At 49.9% G+C, this 18,031-nt stretch carries 24 protein-coding genes; 2 read left to right on the top strand and 22 right to left on the bottom strand.

Annotated elements, in window-relative coordinates:
• Positions 1 to 3 precede the first annotated feature (3 nt).
• From Q3F21_RS15220 to Q3F21_RS15155, 14 genes are all read right to left on the bottom strand, one after another.
• Positions 4 to 4,551 carry a phage tail tape measure protein gene (locus Q3F21_RS15220; protein ID WP_340254455.1) on the bottom strand — a complete coding sequence of 1,516 codons (4,548 nt, stop codon included), beginning with the start codon at positions 4,549 to 4,551 and terminating at the stop codon, positions 4 to 6.
• 193 nt (positions 4,552 to 4,744) lie between these two features.
• The gene (gpG, locus tag Q3F21_RS15215; RefSeq protein WP_340254453.1) at positions 4,745 to 5,047 is read right to left on the bottom strand and encodes a phage tail assembly chaperone G; all 303 of its coding nucleotides are present in this window, start codon (positions 5,045 to 5,047) and stop codon (positions 4,745 to 4,747) included.
• Between the two features lie 47 nt (positions 5,048 to 5,094).
• Positions 5,095 to 5,670: a major tail protein gene (locus tag Q3F21_RS15210; RefSeq protein ID WP_340254451.1), complete on the bottom strand. Its 576-nt coding sequence runs from the start codon at positions 5,668 to 5,670 to the stop codon at positions 5,095 to 5,097.
• 5 nt (positions 5,671 to 5,675) lie between these two features.
• Positions 5,676 to 6,071, bottom strand: coding sequence for a tail completion protein gp17 (gp17, locus tag Q3F21_RS15205; protein WP_340254448.1), 396 nt, complete (start codon positions 6,069 to 6,071; stop codon positions 5,676 to 5,678).
• Positions 6,068 to 6,457, bottom strand: coding sequence for an HK97-gp10 family putative phage morphogenesis protein (locus Q3F21_RS15200; RefSeq protein WP_340254445.1), 390 nt, complete (start codon positions 6,455 to 6,457; stop codon positions 6,068 to 6,070). Before Q3F21_RS15200 ends, gp17 begins: the two co-directional genes overlap by 4 nt.
• On the bottom strand, positions 6,450 to 6,794 hold the full coding sequence (locus Q3F21_RS15195; protein ID WP_340254442.1) for a phage head closure protein: 345 nt from the start codon (positions 6,792 to 6,794) through the stop codon (positions 6,450 to 6,452). The genes Q3F21_RS15200 and Q3F21_RS15195 overlap by 8 nt, the downstream gene beginning before the upstream one ends.
• Positions 6,791 to 7,069, bottom strand: coding sequence for a hypothetical protein (locus tag Q3F21_RS15190; protein ID WP_340254439.1), 279 nt, complete (start codon positions 7,067 to 7,069; stop codon positions 6,791 to 6,793). The genes Q3F21_RS15195 and Q3F21_RS15190 overlap by 4 nt, the downstream gene beginning before the upstream one ends.
• 148 nt (positions 7,070 to 7,217) lie before the next feature.
• A complete protein-coding gene (locus Q3F21_RS15185; protein WP_340254436.1) occupies positions 7,218 to 8,501 on the bottom strand; it encodes a phage major capsid protein in 1,284 nt (427 codons plus the stop codon).
• Positions 8,491 to 9,081, bottom strand: coding sequence for an HK97 family phage prohead protease (locus Q3F21_RS15180; protein ID WP_340254433.1), 591 nt, complete (start codon positions 9,079 to 9,081; stop codon positions 8,491 to 8,493). Before Q3F21_RS15180 ends, Q3F21_RS15185 begins: the two co-directional genes overlap by 11 nt.
• Entirely contained in the window at positions 9,068 to 10,318 is a 1,251-nt protein-coding gene (locus Q3F21_RS15175) for a phage portal protein (protein ID WP_340254430.1), read from the bottom strand. The genes Q3F21_RS15180 and Q3F21_RS15175 overlap by 14 nt, the downstream gene beginning before the upstream one ends.
• On the bottom strand, positions 10,315 to 12,048 hold the full coding sequence (locus tag Q3F21_RS15170) for a terminase large subunit (protein ID WP_340254427.1): 1,734 nt from the start codon (positions 12,046 to 12,048) through the stop codon (positions 10,315 to 10,317). Before Q3F21_RS15170 ends, Q3F21_RS15175 begins: the two co-directional genes overlap by 4 nt.
• Positions 12,041 to 12,388, bottom strand: a complete 348-nt coding sequence (locus Q3F21_RS15165) for a P27 family phage terminase small subunit (protein ID WP_340254425.1) — start codon at positions 12,386 to 12,388, stop codon at positions 12,041 to 12,043. Before Q3F21_RS15165 ends, Q3F21_RS15170 begins: the two co-directional genes overlap by 8 nt.
• Positions 12,389 to 12,496: 108 nt before the next feature.
• The gene (locus tag Q3F21_RS15160; protein WP_340254422.1) at positions 12,497 to 12,820 is read right to left on the bottom strand and encodes a hypothetical protein; all 324 of its coding nucleotides are present in this window, start codon (positions 12,818 to 12,820) and stop codon (positions 12,497 to 12,499) included.
• Positions 12,810 to 13,115 (bottom strand): HNH endonuclease, encoded by a 306-nt coding sequence (locus Q3F21_RS15155; protein ID WP_340254419.1) that lies wholly within the window; start codon positions 13,113 to 13,115, stop codon positions 12,810 to 12,812. Before Q3F21_RS15155 ends, Q3F21_RS15160 begins: the two co-directional genes overlap by 11 nt.
• 97 nt (positions 13,116 to 13,212) lie before the next feature.
• Here Q3F21_RS15155 and Q3F21_RS15150 point away from each other — a divergent pair, with 97 nt between their 5' ends.
• Entirely contained in the window at positions 13,213 to 13,395 is a 183-nt protein-coding gene (locus Q3F21_RS15150; RefSeq protein ID WP_340254416.1) for a type II toxin-antitoxin system HicA family toxin, read from the top strand.
• A gap of 28 nt (positions 13,396 to 13,423) precedes the next feature.
• Entirely contained in the window at positions 13,424 to 13,846 is a 423-nt protein-coding gene (locus Q3F21_RS15145) for a type II toxin-antitoxin system HicB family antitoxin (protein WP_340254413.1), read from the top strand.
• Positions 13,847 to 13,927: 81 nt separating this feature from the next.
• Here Q3F21_RS15145 and Q3F21_RS15140 read toward each other — a convergent pair whose 3' ends face one another.
• The 8 genes from Q3F21_RS15140 to Q3F21_RS15105 all read right to left on the bottom strand — a co-directional run bounded on the left by Q3F21_RS15140 (position 13,928) and on the right by Q3F21_RS15105 (position 17,881).
• Positions 13,928 to 14,350: a hypothetical protein gene (locus Q3F21_RS15140; protein WP_340254410.1), complete on the bottom strand. Its 423-nt coding sequence runs from the start codon at positions 14,348 to 14,350 to the stop codon at positions 13,928 to 13,930.
• A 45-nt stretch (positions 14,351 to 14,395) separates the two neighbouring features.
• Positions 14,396 to 15,181, bottom strand: coding sequence for a hypothetical protein (locus tag Q3F21_RS15135; RefSeq protein WP_340254407.1), 786 nt, complete (start codon positions 15,179 to 15,181; stop codon positions 14,396 to 14,398).
• 88 nt (positions 15,182 to 15,269) lie between these two features.
• Complete coding sequence (locus tag Q3F21_RS15130) at positions 15,270 to 15,524, bottom strand: hypothetical protein (protein ID WP_340254404.1); 255 nt, start codon at positions 15,522 to 15,524, stop codon at positions 15,270 to 15,272.
• A gap of 84 nt (positions 15,525 to 15,608) precedes the next feature.
• Positions 15,609 to 16,127 (bottom strand): hypothetical protein, encoded by a 519-nt coding sequence (locus Q3F21_RS15125; protein ID WP_340254401.1) that lies wholly within the window; start codon positions 16,125 to 16,127, stop codon positions 15,609 to 15,611.
• Between the two features lie 76 nt (positions 16,128 to 16,203).
• A complete protein-coding gene (locus Q3F21_RS15120) occupies positions 16,204 to 16,716 on the bottom strand; it encodes a sigma-70 family RNA polymerase sigma factor (protein ID WP_340254398.1) in 513 nt (170 codons plus the stop codon).
• The gene (locus Q3F21_RS15115) at positions 16,713 to 16,946 is read right to left on the bottom strand and encodes a hypothetical protein (protein ID WP_340254395.1); all 234 of its coding nucleotides are present in this window, start codon (positions 16,944 to 16,946) and stop codon (positions 16,713 to 16,715) included. The genes Q3F21_RS15120 and Q3F21_RS15115 overlap by 4 nt, the downstream gene beginning before the upstream one ends.
• Positions 16,947 to 16,949: 3 nt before the next feature.
• The gene (locus tag Q3F21_RS15110) at positions 16,950 to 17,348 is read right to left on the bottom strand and encodes a RusA family crossover junction endodeoxyribonuclease (protein WP_340254392.1); all 399 of its coding nucleotides are present in this window, start codon (positions 17,346 to 17,348) and stop codon (positions 16,950 to 16,952) included.
• Positions 17,345 to 17,881 (bottom strand): MazG-like family protein, encoded by a 537-nt coding sequence (locus tag Q3F21_RS15105; RefSeq protein WP_340254389.1) that lies wholly within the window; start codon positions 17,879 to 17,881, stop codon positions 17,345 to 17,347. Before Q3F21_RS15105 ends, Q3F21_RS15110 begins: the two co-directional genes overlap by 4 nt.
• Positions 17,882 to 18,031: the final 150 nt, after the last annotated feature.

The raw sequence follows: 18,031 nt of genomic DNA, 5'->3' as shown, positions 1-18,031 counted from the left end.
ACCTTACCCCCTTGATCTCGACGGTTGCCGCAGCTGCTTCGTTAGGATTGGAAGAGTTTCTGTCTGGACAACTCGCTTGATCTGCCCATCCAAATCATCAATCCCGTATACTGGGCCATTGATATTGATCTCCAACTGTACAGACTGGGAAGAGGAGCCTACACGGGGAAGATCGTAGTTCGGAATCACCTGAGAACCGCGCGGGAGGTTAAGCAGCTCCGGCCCCTTTTCACCTACCCAGGTCCAGCCTGATTGTGTAACCGTTCCGCCCGTTGCGAGGCCTGGGAACCTGAACGACTCTTTTACTTTGTCGAATGCGTCTCTGATGGAGTCGCCGACTTCTTTGGCAGCTCTCCTTACATTCGTGTTAACGGAGCCGCCGAAGTTGCCCTTGTCGACGTCTTTCTGGTAGGAACCCTCTCGGTCTGTGTCCTTCGGTCTGGTTCGTCCGCTGTCTTCCTCTTTGCTGCCACCAGTAGATGGTTTTGGCTTGAGCCAGTCCGGCATGTCTTCCCAGGCTCCTCCGGGGCCGTAAATGGGGTCGTCAGCACCTACACGATCTCCGACTCTGCCACTCTCAACCCAATTACCATTAATGTTTTCGAAAATCTTCCCTTGCTCAATGACCAGGTTTCTAGCTGCATTGGCCGCACTGCCATAATTTTTTTCGAGCTCTTTCAACTGATTATTAAGACCTTGGTAGGCAGTTTGTTCTTTCAACAATTCCAGATACAACTTTTTGGCCTCTTCGCTGTTAGCGCCCTTAACCTTGACCATATCGTCGTATGCTTTGTTTAGGACATCTACCGTCTCTTTGGAAGTGTTCAGCTCAATTCGGAGAAGCTCCATTTGGGCTTCCAGCTTCTTCGCTTGATCGGCTGTCGTGTTCCCCAATGTGGAAGCGAACAATTCAAACTCCTGCTTGGAGATAGCCAGCTCAAGCTGTGTTGTGCTTCTGACTTTCTCAAGAGCGCCCGTAACTGCCTGGGCCATCAGGTCTGCCTCAGTTTTGACCTTGGCATTCATCTCTTTCCAGTTGGCGACTGCGGCGTCCTTGGCTTCTTGGGTCTTTTTCTTTACGATATCGGCCTGGGCCTTGGCGGCGTCCGCCACGGCCTTCTCGTTCTGGCGCATACCAACGGCTAGACCCTCGGCAATGTACCCGCCATATTCGGCCATGAGCCGGGAAGGAGAGGCGATACCGAAGAAAGACTTGATCGAGTTGGCAATACCGGACGAAAACTCCGTTACCTTGCCTTTGATCCAGCCAGCCATGTCCTGAATGCCTTGCCAGAGACCTTCAACCAAATATTGCCCGTACTCGGACATTAGCCTGGAGGGGGAATGAATACCAAAAAAGGACTTAAACCCGTCAGAAATCCAAGCTGCAAACTCTGCTACTTTGGTTTTTATCCATCCACCCATATCCATGATGCCTTGCCCAAGACCCTTTACGATGTTCCCGCCGTGATCTTTCATTTCTTGGCCGAACCTTACGAAATATTCGCCAATCCCTGAAATGATCCCGGAAAAAATGTTCACAACGATGTCAAACGCGCCCTCAAAGATGCTGTAAATAGCATCCCAAGCGCCTGACAGGATACTCTTGATACCTTCCCATGCTCTCTCCCAGTCCCCAGTGAACACCCCGATAAAGACATCAATGATTCCTTTGATCACTTCAATCGATCCACTGATAACACCCTTGATGGTTTCCCAAGTCGCAACGATGATATTTTCGATGTAAGGCCATGTTGTCTCGAATATAGCCTTAATCGTTTCAAGGATTGGCCTGATGAAGGCGACAATGCCGTTCCAGATGTTTTCAAACGCAATCTTTAGGTCCGGCCAAGTCTGCTTCCACCACTCGGCAAAATCCCCGAAGGTACTTCTGAGGAACGAGGATATTTCCTCGACAACAGGAGCGATGTACGCCGATAATGATTCCCACGCCTCTACTGCAGCTGTTCTAATGGAGTTCCAGGTATCCTTCATGGAATTGGCGAAGATGTCCCATCTGGTCAACACTTCCCCGGTTTCCCAGTCTATCGCGTTGATATGTTCGCCAGCTTGAGCCTGTGCTTCTTCCACCACTTCGGCATGCGTCTGCTGAGCGGCTAATATGGCCCCATCTCTTTGAGCCTGCGCATGGAGAAGAATACGATCTGCTTGCTCTTCTGTGATGCTCCCCACTTCGTCCCGTTGCCGGATCGTTTCCTTTACGATCTCGTTATACTGATCATTGGCGGCTTGGATTGCTCCATCTCGTTGCTGGATGCTGTTCTGTACAACCTCTGCCGCTTGAAGCGCTGATAAGTCAGAGGCATTCAACCGCATCCGCTCAAGTATCGCTTTCTGCTCCAATTCATTTTCGCTCATTACTTGGATGCCGGTTTGGACCATCTGCTGCTGTATTTGGTTGATCTCCTGGCGTTCTGCATCCGTGATAGCGCGTTTTTCCTCTTTGGCGAGGTTGAGAATCTCCGTGATCCGTTGCTGACCGGCCTCTATCGTTTGTCTCTGCTGTTCGTGGTTCAGATTCATTTTCTCGATAATGGCCGCCTGCTCCTGATCCGTCAAAACAGAACTTTGCTCAAAGAATTGTTTCATGGTCTGGAGCTGCTGGGCGTGATCTGTCTGTATTTGCGTAGTGATCTGTTGTCCCATCTGCGAAAATGTATCAGTGAGCTTTGTTGCCATCTCATTCGTAACAGCCTGGCCGCTCCAAGACAATTGATTGAGCGCCACAGTCGCACTATCATTGAGGTCCAGAAACGCCCCTACTGCTTTTTGGGTAGACTCCGATACCTCGCTACCAAAACGGTTAACGGTCGGAATGAGCTCTTGACTGAAATGGTTGTACAGCCCAACACCTGCTACTGTTAATCCGGCAATTGCTCCTACCGTTAGCCCGATTGGTCCTGTGAGAACGGCCAAGATGCCGCCCGCCTCTGCCACAGCCAAGCTTACGGCTCCAAATGCTGAAGCAATGCTTCCTACAGAAGAAACAAGCGTACCGATGACAACCAACGCGGGGCCAATTGCAGCAGCTATCAGGCCGATTTTTATGATCAAGTCCTGCATGGCGGGACTAATCTGGGAAAACTTTCGTGTCAGCGCCGTGATGTGATCAGCGATTGCCCTTATTGGCTCTTTCAGCCGGTCGCCGATTGCTATCGCTGCGCCTTCAATCGCTGATTTAAGCGAACGGAAGGAACCACCAATATTGTCCTCCATCGTCTTAGCCATCTTATCAGCAGCGCCAGTGGAGTTAATCAGCATATCCGTAAATCTTTGCAAGGTTTCTGGCCCCGTCTGAATAGCTGCAATCCATGCAGCCATTGCCTCTTGCCCAAAGATTGCCTTCGCCGCTGAGAGTTGTTGGCTCTCACTGAGACCAGAAAATTTTGTAGAGAGTTGGGCAACGATATCCTGCAAAGGAAGCATGTTTCCAGCCGAGTCTTTTGTTTTGATATTCAGCTCGGCAAGAGCGTCTGCTGCCTCTTTTGGAGGTGCAGCCAGCCTTGTAAAGCCTGATCTCAAGGCAGTACCCGCTTGATCTGCTTTTATCCCCGCGTTAGCAAATATCATTGCCATTGCAGAGGTTTCTTCAAGGGAAGCCCCAAAGGCATTCGCAACCGGCCCAGCGTACTTCATGGTGTGTCCGAGCATATCGACATTCAAGTTTGCGTTCGCTTGCGCCACAGCAAAGATATCCGCAGCGTGTCCTGCTTGGCTCGCGTCAAGGCCAAACTGGCTCATGGTATCGGACACAATGTCAGCCGCACGCCCCAAATCAATAGCACCGGCTGCAGCAAGATTCAACATAGCCGGGGTGGCCTCAAGGATCTGGTTCGTTTTCCACCCTGCCATCCCCAGGTAGTTGTATGCGTCCGCGACTTCCGAAGCAGAGAACCGCGTATCCCGGCCTAAATCCTTTGCCTGTTGGCGCAGTTTTTCCATCTCGGCAGCAGTGGCCCCGGTGATCGCCTGTACCTTGCTCATGCCGTCGTCGAACTTACTGACAGTGGCAACGGCTGCTGTACCCAAGCCCACAATCGGGGCAGTCACCTTGGCCGATAGGTCCTTACCAATACTCGTCAGCTTGGAGCCAACATCCTTCAGCTTTTGACCGGCAGCATTAAGCGTTTCGGATAACTTCGTCCATGCTGAGCTTTGTAATTTGATCTCCGCATTTGTCTTCGTCAGCTCGTTTTGCATCTTTGATAGCTCGGCCTGGGCTTTGTTGAGCTTGACCTCAAGGTTTTGCGTCTGCTTGGCGTCCTCGCCTTTTTCGGCGGCGGCTTTCGCGTGTTCTTCCCGGAGTTTTGCCACGATCTGCTGCTGAATACCAATCTGTTTGGTGAGAGATTCGGCTTTGGTTTTTAAACCCTCCGTGCTTTTTCCGAAGTCCCCCAGTTTTGCCCCTGCAGCCTGAAACTCTGACTGTACGACCTTCATGGATCGGTTAAGCTCTGCCATTGATTTATTTATCCCGGTGTCGTCCAGGCTTACCTTGGCGACTAAATTACCAACTTCAAATTCAGCCATCTTCTCTCACCTCACAGAAACGGGAGTTGGTCTATACAGACCTCTGGTAGTTGGTCGTTATTACCCTCGTGCTGCGCCAGTTCAAAAAAGAAAAGGATGTCCATGCCATCGATTTCAGGCAAGGTCCATCCTTGTTTGAGTAGGTCTTTATACAAATCTTTCACTTGGTCAAGGGGGTCGTAGTTCGCCCCCTTCACTCGTTTGGGGCTTCGCCGCCATCCCCGATTGCCCCATTAACCGAGTCGACAACCTCATCGATGCAGCCGGTAATCGTAGAGAGCAGTTTTTTTGACTCGATCCCATCGTAAAAGGTATCGCGGTCAAATTGTTTGCCGTAAAGCTCCACAACATAATCAACAGCGGTATCAAGAGTTGTCTCATCGATATCTCCCTTAAATTTTTTTTGAAACTCAAGCGTCCGCCGAAACATACGCCCGCTGATGAACGGGGCAACAAACGTTTTTTCTTTACCGTCAACGATTAGTGTCAATTCCATGATTCGTTCCTCCTTCGAATAATAGAAAAGAGAGGGGCAGGCCCTCTCTAGGGTGTTGGTGGTGTTTCTTCGTACACAGCTTTAAACCAGTTGTCAATGACTTCCTGCTTCACCCCAGTGTCGTCCTCATCAACCTGAGCCTGCCAGCGCTTGTTGTCTTCCCGCGGCAAAAAGGTTCCGCTGATCGTTGGAGTTTGAAACTTGGGCTTGTCCTCCTTCGTTGCAAACTCCTGATCCTCTGGCTGGAATTTACCCTTGTATATCCATGTATAGCGGTATTTGCCGTTCGACTTTTTAGAGCGGAATCCGAGGGCAACATAAGGAGCGTTATCTTCCGACGATTTAATGAGAACGCCGTCCGCATTGATCGTATGACCGAGTAAGTCTCTCAACACCTCAGACGGAATATCAGCTACATTCAGTTCAAGCTCAATATCCCCAAGAGAAGTAGCTACCTCATATGCCTGATCGTCTGCATAGAGAGTCTCCTTGTTCGACTTTGGGGAAATCTTCGCCTGGATCGCCCCCGCAAGTTTTTTCGGTATTTCGTAGGTTTCGTCGTCTTTCATAATGGCATAGTGTACATCATTAAGTCCGACGCGGACGCCTTTTCCTTTTGCCATGTCATTCACTCCTCAATCATTCGAAATGTTTTATATCGTAAAGCTTTGTGATACGTTTGGGTATCATTTTCGTAAAGATCGCCGGAGCCGGTTCTACTAAATTCTAGCTCCTTCATAACCCTATCTACTTCTTTTGCCAAAGGTGATGTGTTGCCTTTTGTCCAGATATCAATCTGAAAATGGATTTCGCTTCCTTCGGCCTGATCATCAGTGAAAAAATCATCGAAGTTGGTCAGCTCGAAAAAGGTGATATATGGCTCGGTTATTGGTGCCTTGTCATATTCAGGAACCGTTTCCGGATACACTTTTACACGCCCATTTTTATCGCGTCCGAGGATGGTAGAGAGCACCGCACTGTTCCGCATCGCTAGGAGGATTTCTGGCTTGAGGTCAACCATCATGTCAACCCCTTCCGCATTTCTTGTGCCATGATTTCGAGAGCTTCCGCTTTCTTTTCGTGGAAGGACGGGTAAATAAACGGTTGAGCAGCCATCTTTTTCGTTCCATACTCCAAAAAGTGGGCGCGCCAGCCGGTTTCCTTTCCTGGGCCTACAGCTACAAACTTGATGCCGTTTTTAGTGCGGACGCCGCTCACCTTGATGTCATCCCTCATGTGCTTATGAGTTTTCAAGCTCACCCTTACTCGTTTTCTCATCTCTCCAGCAATCAGCTCGCCGCCTTTTGCGAGAGCGTTCTTTTCTACCCTCGCGGCACCGTCTTCAAGTTTCTCGCGTAGTTTGGTCATCAGTTCATCAATGCCTAGCAATTCCACATCAGATTTAGCCACTATCTCGCCCCCTTTGTGACAAGTCAGAGCAAGTCAATTCCATTATTTCGGGTGATGGCTGATAGGTTCTGATGATCTCGTATCGTTTCCCCGCGTGCTCCAAAATCCGTTCACCATCGTATTCAAACGTGTGTACTTCAAAGACGGCATCAGCTTTCATGTCGCTTTGATTGGCAGCATAGAACTCTGTTTGTGTCACACTCAATTTGTTTGCAAATACAGTATTCCGGCTGATTTCCTTGGGTTCCGTGGGATAACCGGCCTCATCTTCACCGGCTGACATAACAATCAACGATACTTCATGATCCCATGTACGCAGCTGCTTCTCCCGCCTCACGGTCGCTTCCCTCCCACATGAATAATGAGATTGTGTAACCGATACTGCAGGTGACGCGGCATGTGCCTGCCTTCATCTCGGCTTTTATACCGCCACACAGCATAATCAACGCAAAAAATAAGATGAGAGGGATTGGCGGGGTCAAGAGCCAGTCCCTTCTCATCTTCCAGTTCCTTTATTACGCCGTTAACGATTGCGGTAATAAAGCCGTCCCGAACATTCGTCCGAATTCCAAGCCCCTCTTTGACAAGATCCACAACGGTTTTTACGTCCATCCCATTACCCCCTTAATGGCCGTAATGATGTCAGCTTTCAGCATGGTAGACGATACTCCCTCGATACCATGATCGGAGGCATACTGCAGGAGCTCTGTTTTTGTCATGGTATCAAGGTCTGGAGTCGCCTTGGGGGAACTGAAAGCTGTTACTCCCCCCCTGAATCCGTAATCGTTACCAAGGCGAACGCTGCTGGCTTAACAGGTTTGCCGTCGAACCGGCCTTTTCCCCTGAATGCCATTTGGTCTTCGACAAATTTAACGTGCTCAGACCGGTCGATGCTGATGTCTTCGCGGATGACCATCGTGTATTGATCGAGCACGCCAAACAGCACTTGGTCAACATTCATGTTTTGGTTAAAGACGACCGGCAGTCCAACGAGATCAGGCTGCGTCAGGTTAGGCAGCTTCCCGACAACATTACCCTGATCATTAACGTTGATTGTGTACTCCAGCAGACGATTGTAGTAGGTCTGCCGCTTCATCACTGCCACAACATCGCCCACGCTGTCGTCACCGGTATCGATGAGGCCGATTTTTTTGAGCAGGTTAACGAGCAGCTTGGCGTCTGCCGCAACTGTAGCTTTGTTGCCTGCCGGGATTGCTGGGATGATGCCGGCAGGCTGCTTCTTGGTCGCTCCCTCGCCTTTGAGGATTGCCAGATCAAGAGCCTTGGCGATGGCGCGGGCAATCTTGCGTACAACGTAGTCATCCAAGTTGATGATCGAGTCTTGTAGCAGATAGTTGTCTACAAATGTGACCTTACCAACCTTGAAGCCGTCGAAGTCGACGTTCGTGATCGTACCGACGTCGCCTGTCGGGATGGAACCAGCCATCTCCATCCATGTTGCTGCTGCGGTGTCGGTGTCGACCAGGATGCGTGCTGTTCCGCTCACGCGAATCTTATCAACACGCGGGTACAATGTTGTATAGTCACCGACGATGTCGAGGATGCGGTTGATGACGACATTCGGAATGGTCAACTCGCCGCCAGTTACAGCACGGAGGTTTTTGAATTTGTCGTAGAACTCACGTACTTCGGCGAGGTTGTAATATTCGCCAGTTTCCAGCATTTTGCGGACTTGCGAGATGTGGTAATCTTTCGGCATTTCGGTTCCACCTCTTTTTTGATTGTTTGCGGAGCGCTGTTGGTCGCTCGGGTCTTTCGCGTTCAACTGCTCAAGCTCCCCCTCAAGCTCGGCGATCTCGCCCTGGAGCTTGGACTTCTTTTCTTCAAGCTCACCCTTCTGGGCTTCCAGTTTGGTGACTGCTTCCTCAACAGCAGCAATTTCCTCATCCGTGTTAGCCTCGGATGCAGCCACCTCCAGCTCTGCACTACGGGTCTGGATGCCCTCTTCTTGAATCAGCAGCTCCGCCAGTGCGTTATTCCGCTGTTCGATCTTTTTCGATAAAAGCAGTTGTCTAAGAGCCAATTCTCTTCACCCTTTCGATAAGTTTTTGCCGCTTTGCCTGTAGCAGTCGGTCTCGGTGCTCCTCGACCTGTTTCTGGCGTGCGGCGACGCCTGTTTCCTCGTAGGCCGGGAAGGTGACGACGCTAACCTCGTGCAAGTCGATTTCGCGGATCGTCCACTTGACTGTTCCGTCTTCGCGCCAGTCCGTTTCCTCGCGAACGATATTAAAGCCGAAGCTGCATTGGTCCACGTCCCCGCGCTTGACGCGCTCGTATAGGTTCATCGCGTCCGTGTCGTTCGGATTGATCTTAATCCGGCCCCATAGCCCGTGGCTATCCACTTTGAGCTCCAGCGTGCCGGACTTATTCCGTCCAAGGACAAGTCGCGTCTCGTGATTGATTAACGCCCGGATGTCATTACCAAGCGTCTTGTCGAAAGCTTCCGACGCGATCTCCTCGAACGCTCCCGGCCAGAGCTCGGTCTGCCGGTTAAAAACAGAGAAATAGCCTTCAATCGTTAGGTCGCCCCCGTCGCTATCCGCGCGCGTCTTCAATTCGGTTTTAAGGCCTCGCGTCTGGCGGATCTCCCTATCCACTGTCATCACCTCCCTCTTCAAGTGCCTTTTTTATCCCCTTGAGTTTGTTCTGCTCTCCCAGTAGGTTAGCGGGGACGTAGTTTTCAAGCACGATCAAGTCGCGCATTTCGGGGTCTGGGCTCATGCCGATCCAGTCCCGCAGTTCATTGCGTCGCAGCGTATTCCGGTCGACAAGCGCCGTTCCGGCCGTGACCATGTCAATCAGACTGTAGGAATAGAGCGACCGATTGTTGAAGCGAAAATATAAATCTGGAGCAAACAGCAGCTTTCGCGTTAGCTCCTGAGAAATACCCGTTGCCAGTGGACCAATCCGGGTTTGAATGAAGGCGTTGTACTCGTCCTTCTTGAAATCACCAACGCCAACAAAAAAGGCCGGTACGCCGAGTATGGCGGCTACCGTCCTCTTATCGATCTGTACCGATTCATGAATAGCAATGTCCTGCAAACTGAGGGGTTTAACTGTTTCCACCCGAATGATGCCCTCTGGAAGGATCCAAGGCTTACCGCTATCGCCGCTCCCGATGTATCGCTCAATCAGCTTGTCACGTTCTTCTTCGCTTGAAAACTGCGAGGTGTCAGCGTCGACCATGACGATTACTCCTGGACGCCACTTGTCCCCCATAAACGCTTTTTTCGTTGCTGCAGCCTGTTTAAGGTTAGCAACGACATCCTTGAGGATCAACCGGTACCCGCGCCCAATCCATGGTTGGTCGGGGTCAGGATTGATTTTGAAATGCAGCACCTCATCGTGATTGTAGAGGCGTCCCTGTATGGATACCTGATAGCCAGTCACCGCCCCGATGCCATTTCGTATCGGAGGCGGAAACGAAACCATATTCGACGGTAAAGGAATCAGCTCATCGATCAACCCGTCACGTGTCGTTGGGAAGACGATGCAGTTACCATCCCCCTCAAGCAGCATCGTATGGATAATGAAATACATCCAGTCCTTACGGGTCATGAGGCTATATGGGTTGACATCGATTTTTTTCGCCAGCTCATTACGGATCCGGATGTCTCCATCCTCTGTGTTCTGCATCAGATGAATTGTCATACTGCTGATCAGATCAGCTATGCGATCAATAGCCATCCTTACTTCTGGGTTTTCGCAGAGCCGTACATAGCCGGACGGCAGCGATAGATCGTCTCCCTTCAGCCAGTACCCAAGTAGCGTATTTTCTGCCCCCTGGACGCCTCGCGTTGTTGTCGGTTGCCGTGCTCTTTGTGATCTTTTCCTACTCACGCTGTCGATTCACCTCCTTTCAACCATTGACCGGCTACCTTGCCTTGGTCGGTGTCTTCGATGTACCGGACGCAGGCAAAAACAGATGCGTCAAAAAGGTCGATACGCTTTTTCTCATCGACCTTCTCGTATTGAATGAGGTCGTCGACCTTCTCAACTGCCCTGACGTTTTGAACGCAATACTCATAGGCCTCGCTGTGCAGGTAATACAGCTTGCCGGACTTGGCTTTTTGTTCGATTCGACGGAATCCTTGTGACTTACGCCAGAAGTATTGCGGCTCGTCCACCAGTTTGAAGCCGGCCTTTTTGGCGTCACGGAAGAAGTCAGCACTGAATTTGCGGTCGAATCCGATCTGCTTGATCTTAAAGCCCTTCTGCTTCATCGCCTTGAACCAGTTGACAACCTCCGCATGGTTCGTGACTGGCGTGTTCGTCATCGTCAGCCAACCATCATCCTTCCAGCCGAACAACGGAATCCCATCTTCCTCTGCTTTGGCCGTGGCCGCGACAATTGGGAACCAAGCGTGCGTGATGACGATAGCAACGTCCTGGTATTCACCATAAAGCGCCGCCGCTGTCAGATCGTGCAGCTTTGCAAGGTCCGCCCCTCCGTACCAGCTGATCGGCAGTCGGGCCAGTTCCTCAAGCGTCCACTTATGTTGCCGGTCACTCGCCCGGAATTCGTGGACATCGAAATAAGCGAGCATCGCAGACGTGTAGATGTTGAGCGATTTCGCGAGGAAATCCTTACGTTGCTGCGGATCGTTCTGGGCCTGCAGCGCATCGTTCATGATGTCCTCAGGCCGGATGGTCACGCCAAAATTCGGATTTGCCTTTTCGTGCTGTTCTGCGCTGGTGTAATCGACATTCCCGCGCTCGTCCTGATCCGCTTTTGCAATGAATACGAAATATGCCTCATCGCGGGCAGTACCGTCCAGAATCTTTTTGCAGTATTGCAGCCGCTGGTAACAAAAACTGCTCATGTCGTCCCCGGCTGTCGTGATCCCAATCATGAGCTTGTTTGTATAGGCCTTCATCGATTCCTTGATGATGTTGTATTGCTTTGGCCGGGTGTAGGCGTGAAGTTCGTCAGCAATGGCGATGTTGCAGTTCAATGAGTCCTGCCGGTCGGGGTTGGCTGCCAGGGCTTCGATGTAAATCGATCCGTCGCCCAGGTCACCACTGATGCTGTGTTCCTGGTTGTTGTTCAGGATACGGAAGTTTTCTTCCTCCCCCATCCGCTTCAGGTTGAAGAGAATGAATTCAAAAGCTTGCTTGGATTGTTTAAGCGCGTGCGCCGTGATGTAAATCGTCGCCCCGGATCGGCGACTAAGCAGCGCGAGCGCCCACGCCAGCGCGGCGACAAATCGAGTCTTCCCGTTTTTCCGGGGAATAAAAATAAACGCCTCTTTGTAGCGGCGTTCGTTGGTCCCGGCTTTCCAGAAGCCGAGTAGGTTGTATATGATAAATTTTTGCCAAGGCTCCAGTACGAACGGCTTACCGGGTAACGGCGTGCCGTCCAATGCTTCCCCCTTGTCATGGACAAAGGTCCGCTCGATGATCCCGATGACAAATTCCGGGTCCTTCGTCCGGAGCTCATATTCCGGGTTTTCCAGGTCTTTCAGAAACCGCCGACAAGCCTGGACAATCTCTCTTCCGGCGATCTTTCTTCCCTCGACTATGCTCCTGGCGTACTCCAAAACAACGTCAAGGTTTTTCGCATCACTCAAGAGCGCTCAGCGCTGCGGCCAGCGCGGATTGTTTTTTTGTCTCGATGGTGATCCCGTCGATCGTCTTCGGATTCAGGCAAAGCCGGTCCGTGTACGCCAGTATGTCTTTTCGGAGGGATTCGAGCGTGGCAACGATCGGCGCTTTCTTGCTACCGCCCTGATCCGTGGCAACTTCGTATTGGTATCCTCCGGCAGCAAATTCCTCCGACAGCCGAGTATACTGCTCCACCAGTTCGGCATAAATTTCGATTATTCGGTCGTACTGCTTTTTGTACGTTCCGAGCTCCTTCATGTCCCGGATGGTTGCACGTTTTACCGATGCCTTTGTCACTTTCGCCATCTCTACATCACCTCCCGAAAAAAAGTTTTCCAGACCTCGCACTATTGGAAAAGGGGCCCCCCTCCGGTCCCTGGAGGCTTTCCCTGCTAATAGAGAAGGAGGGGGGATCTACCACCAGTCCGGTTTTTCTTCCCAGCCTTCTGCCGTCTTGGTTATCTCCTTTTCTTCAAGACATTTCTCACAAAAGAAGCGCGCCGTTTTCTTCCACTGCTGTCCTGGCGAAATGCCCCATGACGGTCTGCTTCCTGCCTGTCTTGTGGTGTCCAAGTGAATGAATCTATGCTCGCATTCCTCTTCAGCAGCCAGCCCCAGATGAAACGATACCGCGCTAACCTTCTCCATGGCCTGCTTCACAAGTTTGTCCCGCATCGACGCAACCAACAGCATCCCGCAAGCTGTGTCCAATTCACGAATCATCGTTTCACGATCCATGTCTCTCCCTCCATTCCTCAAAATAATCCCGTACCCTCTCCTGCCACTGCCTACCTAACTCCGTCACTTCGCCGGTCGTCCGGTCATGCATGGCGTTGTGGTACTTCTCGCAAAGCGATAGAAGATTCCAATCAACCAGCCCCAGCTCAGGATACTGTTCAAGTGGATAGATATGATGCACCGTTGTAGCCGGTTCAGTCTTACCGTACCTTCTGCTCTCTCGGCACATGTATTCATCCCGCCTCAGGATCATCTCTCGCTTACGCTTCCACTTCTGAGACTTATAAAATGACATAGTACCACCTCAATAAACACGTATAAAAAATACGTAACGGATTATTGACACGTACATATCATACGTGTTATTATTGAATTAGAAAGGAGATGAGGGAATGAGTTCGAGGGATTTGATAAAGCTAATCGAAAAAGACGGATGGAAGTTGGTTGCAGTAGTCGGTAGTCATCATCAATTCAAGCATCCAACCAAATCCGGTAAAGTGACAATCCCTCACCCCAAGAAAGATTTAGCACCCAAGACTGTAAACAGCATACTCAAGCAGGCTGGGCTCCGATAAGGGGCCCGCCAAAAGGAGGTTTATATAAATGGCAAAGTATATTTACCCTGCCGTCTTTGATCCTAACGAGAATGGCGGTTACACAGTGACGTTTCCCGATCTTCCCGGCTGCGTGACGGAAGGTGACAACCTGGACGATGCTCTGTTAATGGCCGCCGAAGCGATGGCGTTGCACCTGTACGGAATGGAACGAGACGGCGATCCAATACCTGCCGCATCTAAAGTCGGTGATCACTTGATTCCAGATGATGCGGAGCCCAGCGCTTTTGTGACCCTCATCCAAGCTCGTACTGAACCGATCCGCGACGAACTGCAAAACCGGGCAGTAAAGAAAACACTCACTATCCCCCAATGGCTCAACGAGGAAGCTGAAGAAGCCGGGATTAACTTCTCCCAGCTTCTGCAGTACGCTATCAAAGAAAAATTGGGCATTGTGGATAAGCGGCCATAACGGTCGCTTTTTTGTTGCATAGAAAAAGCCGCTCGGTTTCCCGAAGCGGCTAAGTTTGCACATTTTCACGATTCCAGTATATCAGGATTTTGCAACTTTTTTGTGCCTTCTTTGTGCCTTTATTCGGCTGCTTACTTTCCGTATCCAATCGTATGAGTATCCCAATTCCTCGGCGATTTTGTATAAGGGCAACCCCTTGATATCGCGCAAATATGCTACCTGGTACTCGATGCCTTTGAAATCACGCATAGCCAACTCCATCTTTTGGCGGACCAGCTTTTTCTCAGCAAGACGCTCCGACGTTTCACGGATTTTTGCGATGACGCCGTCGTACTGCCCGAGTGCAACGTCCAGTGGCACATGGACGGGCTGCGGATCGGACGGCAGCATCCCGGTAAAGCACAATTTTCTTGCAGCCTGCAATTCATTTTCGAGATCCATTAAGCGCAATTCCAGAATCTCGATCTCTTTTGTAAGATCGTAGTACAAATGGGCAAAATTCATGCTGTCACGCTCCTTGCTGCACACGGCCTGTAGTGCCGACGCGGTTTATTTTAAGGGGCTTTTAATGCGCTCCTGATGAGGCTTATGGTTCTCCACCCAAAGGCGATCCGCTTTGAAGTAATTCCCGAATTCATCTTGTTCGGGGAAACCGCCCTTCGTAGCATCTCGTCTGGCATGTTTGGTATTGCATACTGGGCAGTAGACAGACGCCTGAGATTCTTTGACAAATACTTTTTTCCTCTGCCCACACTGCAGGTTTTTGCAATAAACGTAAGTCTGATAATGCGGAATATCGTTAATGTAACGGATGCTTGGATACTCCTTGGCAGGATCAATGAGTGATTTTTCAACCGGGATGGTCATATGAGATTTGTTTTCCTGAGAGACAAGAGGATTCTCCGATCCGTCCACCCAGACAGCTCCATCTTTGACGTCTATACCGAGCAGCGGACCAAGCTTTTCTCCCAGAGAATGAGTCAGCGTATGCTCGCCATTCACATATGGCAGCTGCCTTGATTTCTGAGCCGGTCCTTTCGGGTTGCCTTTTTCGACAACTGCCTGATCTGCATTAGGGTTATCTACGAATTTTGAAATCTCTTCTGTGATTTTTGGTAGATCCACCTGGTTACCATCCTCTTCGTTCTCAGACTCTTTTGTAATCTGAGGTGAAGCGTTCACGCTATTTTTCCCCTTCAACAGGACCGGCTCCACTTCATAGCCCAGAAATCCAAACAACCCCTGAATGATACTCATCACCTGCAAGTTATTCGCCTTGGCCAATTCCAGATCAACGCATTTTTGTCCTTCGGAAACATACAATTTTACACTCATGGTTTTATCCTCCTACACAAATTGTTAAATGCGTTTCCCCACATATTCCAACTGCTCAATGTTCCTGCAGCATGCCGTCACCGCCTTTTTATATTTCAAGCTCTATCTGCCCGAGCAATGGTTTAACGTGATCTTCCCAAGCAGTTCCATCGAGCCCCGGCCGATCTATCCGTTCAAAATAAGCTTGCCGTACCCCGCACCCATTTCCCGAAAGCCAAATGGAGATTCGTTTCAGCCGATCTCCTGCCTTCCATCCGTAATACCCCAGGTAAGGATCTGTCTTGAGCAAGATATATTCCTCCTGCTCTTCTGGAGGCAGGCCGATTTTGTGACGATCTCGCATGTATATCCTCCCTCTTAACATAATTACCGTTGTGTATCCAGGAGCAGCCGAGCCGGCCGCCCCCCTAGTGACATCATTTGCCGTTCACAACAACTCTTTCAGCAGCTTGCGAATCAATTCAACGGTTCGATCTTTGTTGGACTCTTCGTCCTCTTTTTGGATATACTCACAATTAGGTGTTTTTATCTCTTTTGACAGTTGGATGAGCAGTTCTCTGATCTCATTCAGCTGTTTTTTTGTTTCCACTTGCTCTTCGGCCAGTTGATTTAATTGGTTCAAGACTTGCTCATTAGATACGTTTGGTTCCACTGGATTCGTCTTAGTTTTCTTTTGCGGATCGGTGGTAATCCCCCAGGAATCCTTTAGGCGTTTCAAAATGGTCCAGCTTGAAATGTTGTATTGCTTCCGGATCTGCGCATCCAGCATCCCCTCCTTGACCAGCTTCAGGTAGACAGCTTTGGTCAGATCGGCTTTGGTTAATTTTTGCTTCTGCTGGTCACCTTTTATCTTCACTACAGCTCCCATCTGCTTCCCATCCCCTTCCTTGTACTTTTTCAACTCTTCGGGCGGCAACTGGTAGGTGACAACCTCTCCAGGCTGCATGTCCTCTTCCTTGCTTGGAAAGCGAATGTCACCACGTCGAGAGGATCGTCCAAAAAACCTTGCCCTGGAAACCATATCAGTACAGTGCAGCTGCTGTTTGTTTCATGAACTGCATTTTCCTTGATACGTGCACCTGACTGATCCCTAATTTCCGACCGATTTCTGTTTGGTTATATCCCTGCAAGGCTAGAACCGTAATAGCGGGCTCCTGACGAATCAGTTCGGAGAACAGCCATTTTGCTTCAACTTCTCCCTCCACCGAATCGTAGTTTGCCAGCAAATCTGCAAGCGATCCCTCTTCCTCATCACCGGCCCAATCCATCGAAAAGACATCGCCTGTTCTCTTTGTCGCCCTCTGAGAGCGAATTATTTTCCTGATTTCATTCTCTACCCAGCCTCCTGCATAGGTAGTGAATTGATAACCTAGTGAAGGATCGAATTTCTTGGCAGCTTTGACTAACCCGATGCAACCAATCTGAAATAGGTCATCGTAATCAAGCCCCGCGGGCGGATAATATTTCTTTAGGATAAAGTGGACGAAAGGCAAATGTTCTTGAACCAAAGTATCAACATCGTTGCTTTGTTTCATGGCTTCCTACCTCCTTGGGCAATGTTTTCATACACATCTTCGAGCCAGTTAACGAGCATAAGCATTTGTTTTCTGACCAGCTGATTATCTTGATACTTTTTGCTTATAGCAGCGCATGAATCGACCACCCATACCCAGAACTTCTCGTCATGCATCCCGTATCTGACAGCTGCCTGATTGGCCTGGTTGATCCACTCGACGACGTCCGCATAAAACGCCCTGTAGTCCATGAGCTATACCTCTTCGATCCGGATATAGATTCCCGGCAGCCTGGCCCAAAATTTTTCGGCGATCAGGCTGACCACTAGGGCGTCATCCTTCCAGAACTTCAAATCCGTCATGCAGTCAAACAGCAGCTTCTGGCTGTTGTCTATATCCGGGCGCGTCGCCTTATACTCCCCATCCTGGTGCTTGCCTGTGATTGGGAAGCACCACTTCACGACCAGCCTGACAGGCCGGGTATACGTCTTCTCCAGTGCGTGCTGCCCCAGATGAGCCATCAGCTTCGCCCTGGCTGCTTTCAACTCGGCCGGCTCATAGAAAACTGGCTTGTCATTCACGACGGTAACCTGTTTCTGCTGATGGGTGACGGTCGGCACTTTTTTCATCGGCATAAAGAATTCAGTGATCATGACAAGTCCTCTTTCTTCACGAACACACCGTTGATCATTCGACCCTTACGGTCTTTGATCTCGTCGTATGCCGACTGAACGCAATCCTCTACGTTCAACCCCAACTGTAGAGCCAAGATGGTAAGCACGACGTAAATGTCACCAATCGAATCCTTGACTTGATCAGGTTTCGCTTTAGCCATACCTTGGCAAAGTTCTCCAAACTCTTCTCCCAGTTTCAGCATTTGTTTGTTTGGGTCTGCGTCAATCAAACCTCTTTCGGTTGCCCACATGCGGATGTCATGAGTCGTTTGCGCTATATTTGGGGTAGTTTTATTTTTAGTCTCTTGGTGTTCGTTTACATCAAACCCGTATAAAATACGATCCACTGAGACTTTAAAATGTTCAGATACTTTTTGGATTTTATCAATTGAAGGGGAATTCGTATCCCACTTATACATCGTGCCACGTCCAAAACCGAGTGTTTTTTCTGTATTAAGGATTGATGTTCCTTTTAGCTTACAAAGCAGTTTAATATTAGCGATCAAAGACACTCGTAATCACCCTTCCATTTATTAACTTTTGTTGGCGGCAGACTTTCAAATAAATTTAGGGGGAGGGGGAAGGGCGCGTTTTATACGCCCTTCCCTTATCCCTATATATTTATATATAGTGGTTGCCGCCGCCGTATAAAGCATGCAGCG

Source organism: Brevibacillus borstelensis (assembly GCF_037834415.1).
GTDB classification, from domain to species: Bacteria; Bacillota; Bacilli; order Brevibacillales; family Brevibacillaceae; genus Brevibacillus; species Brevibacillus borstelensis_A.
Note: the sequence above shows the minus strand (reverse complement) of the source record. Positions and strands in the feature narration are given on the sequence as shown.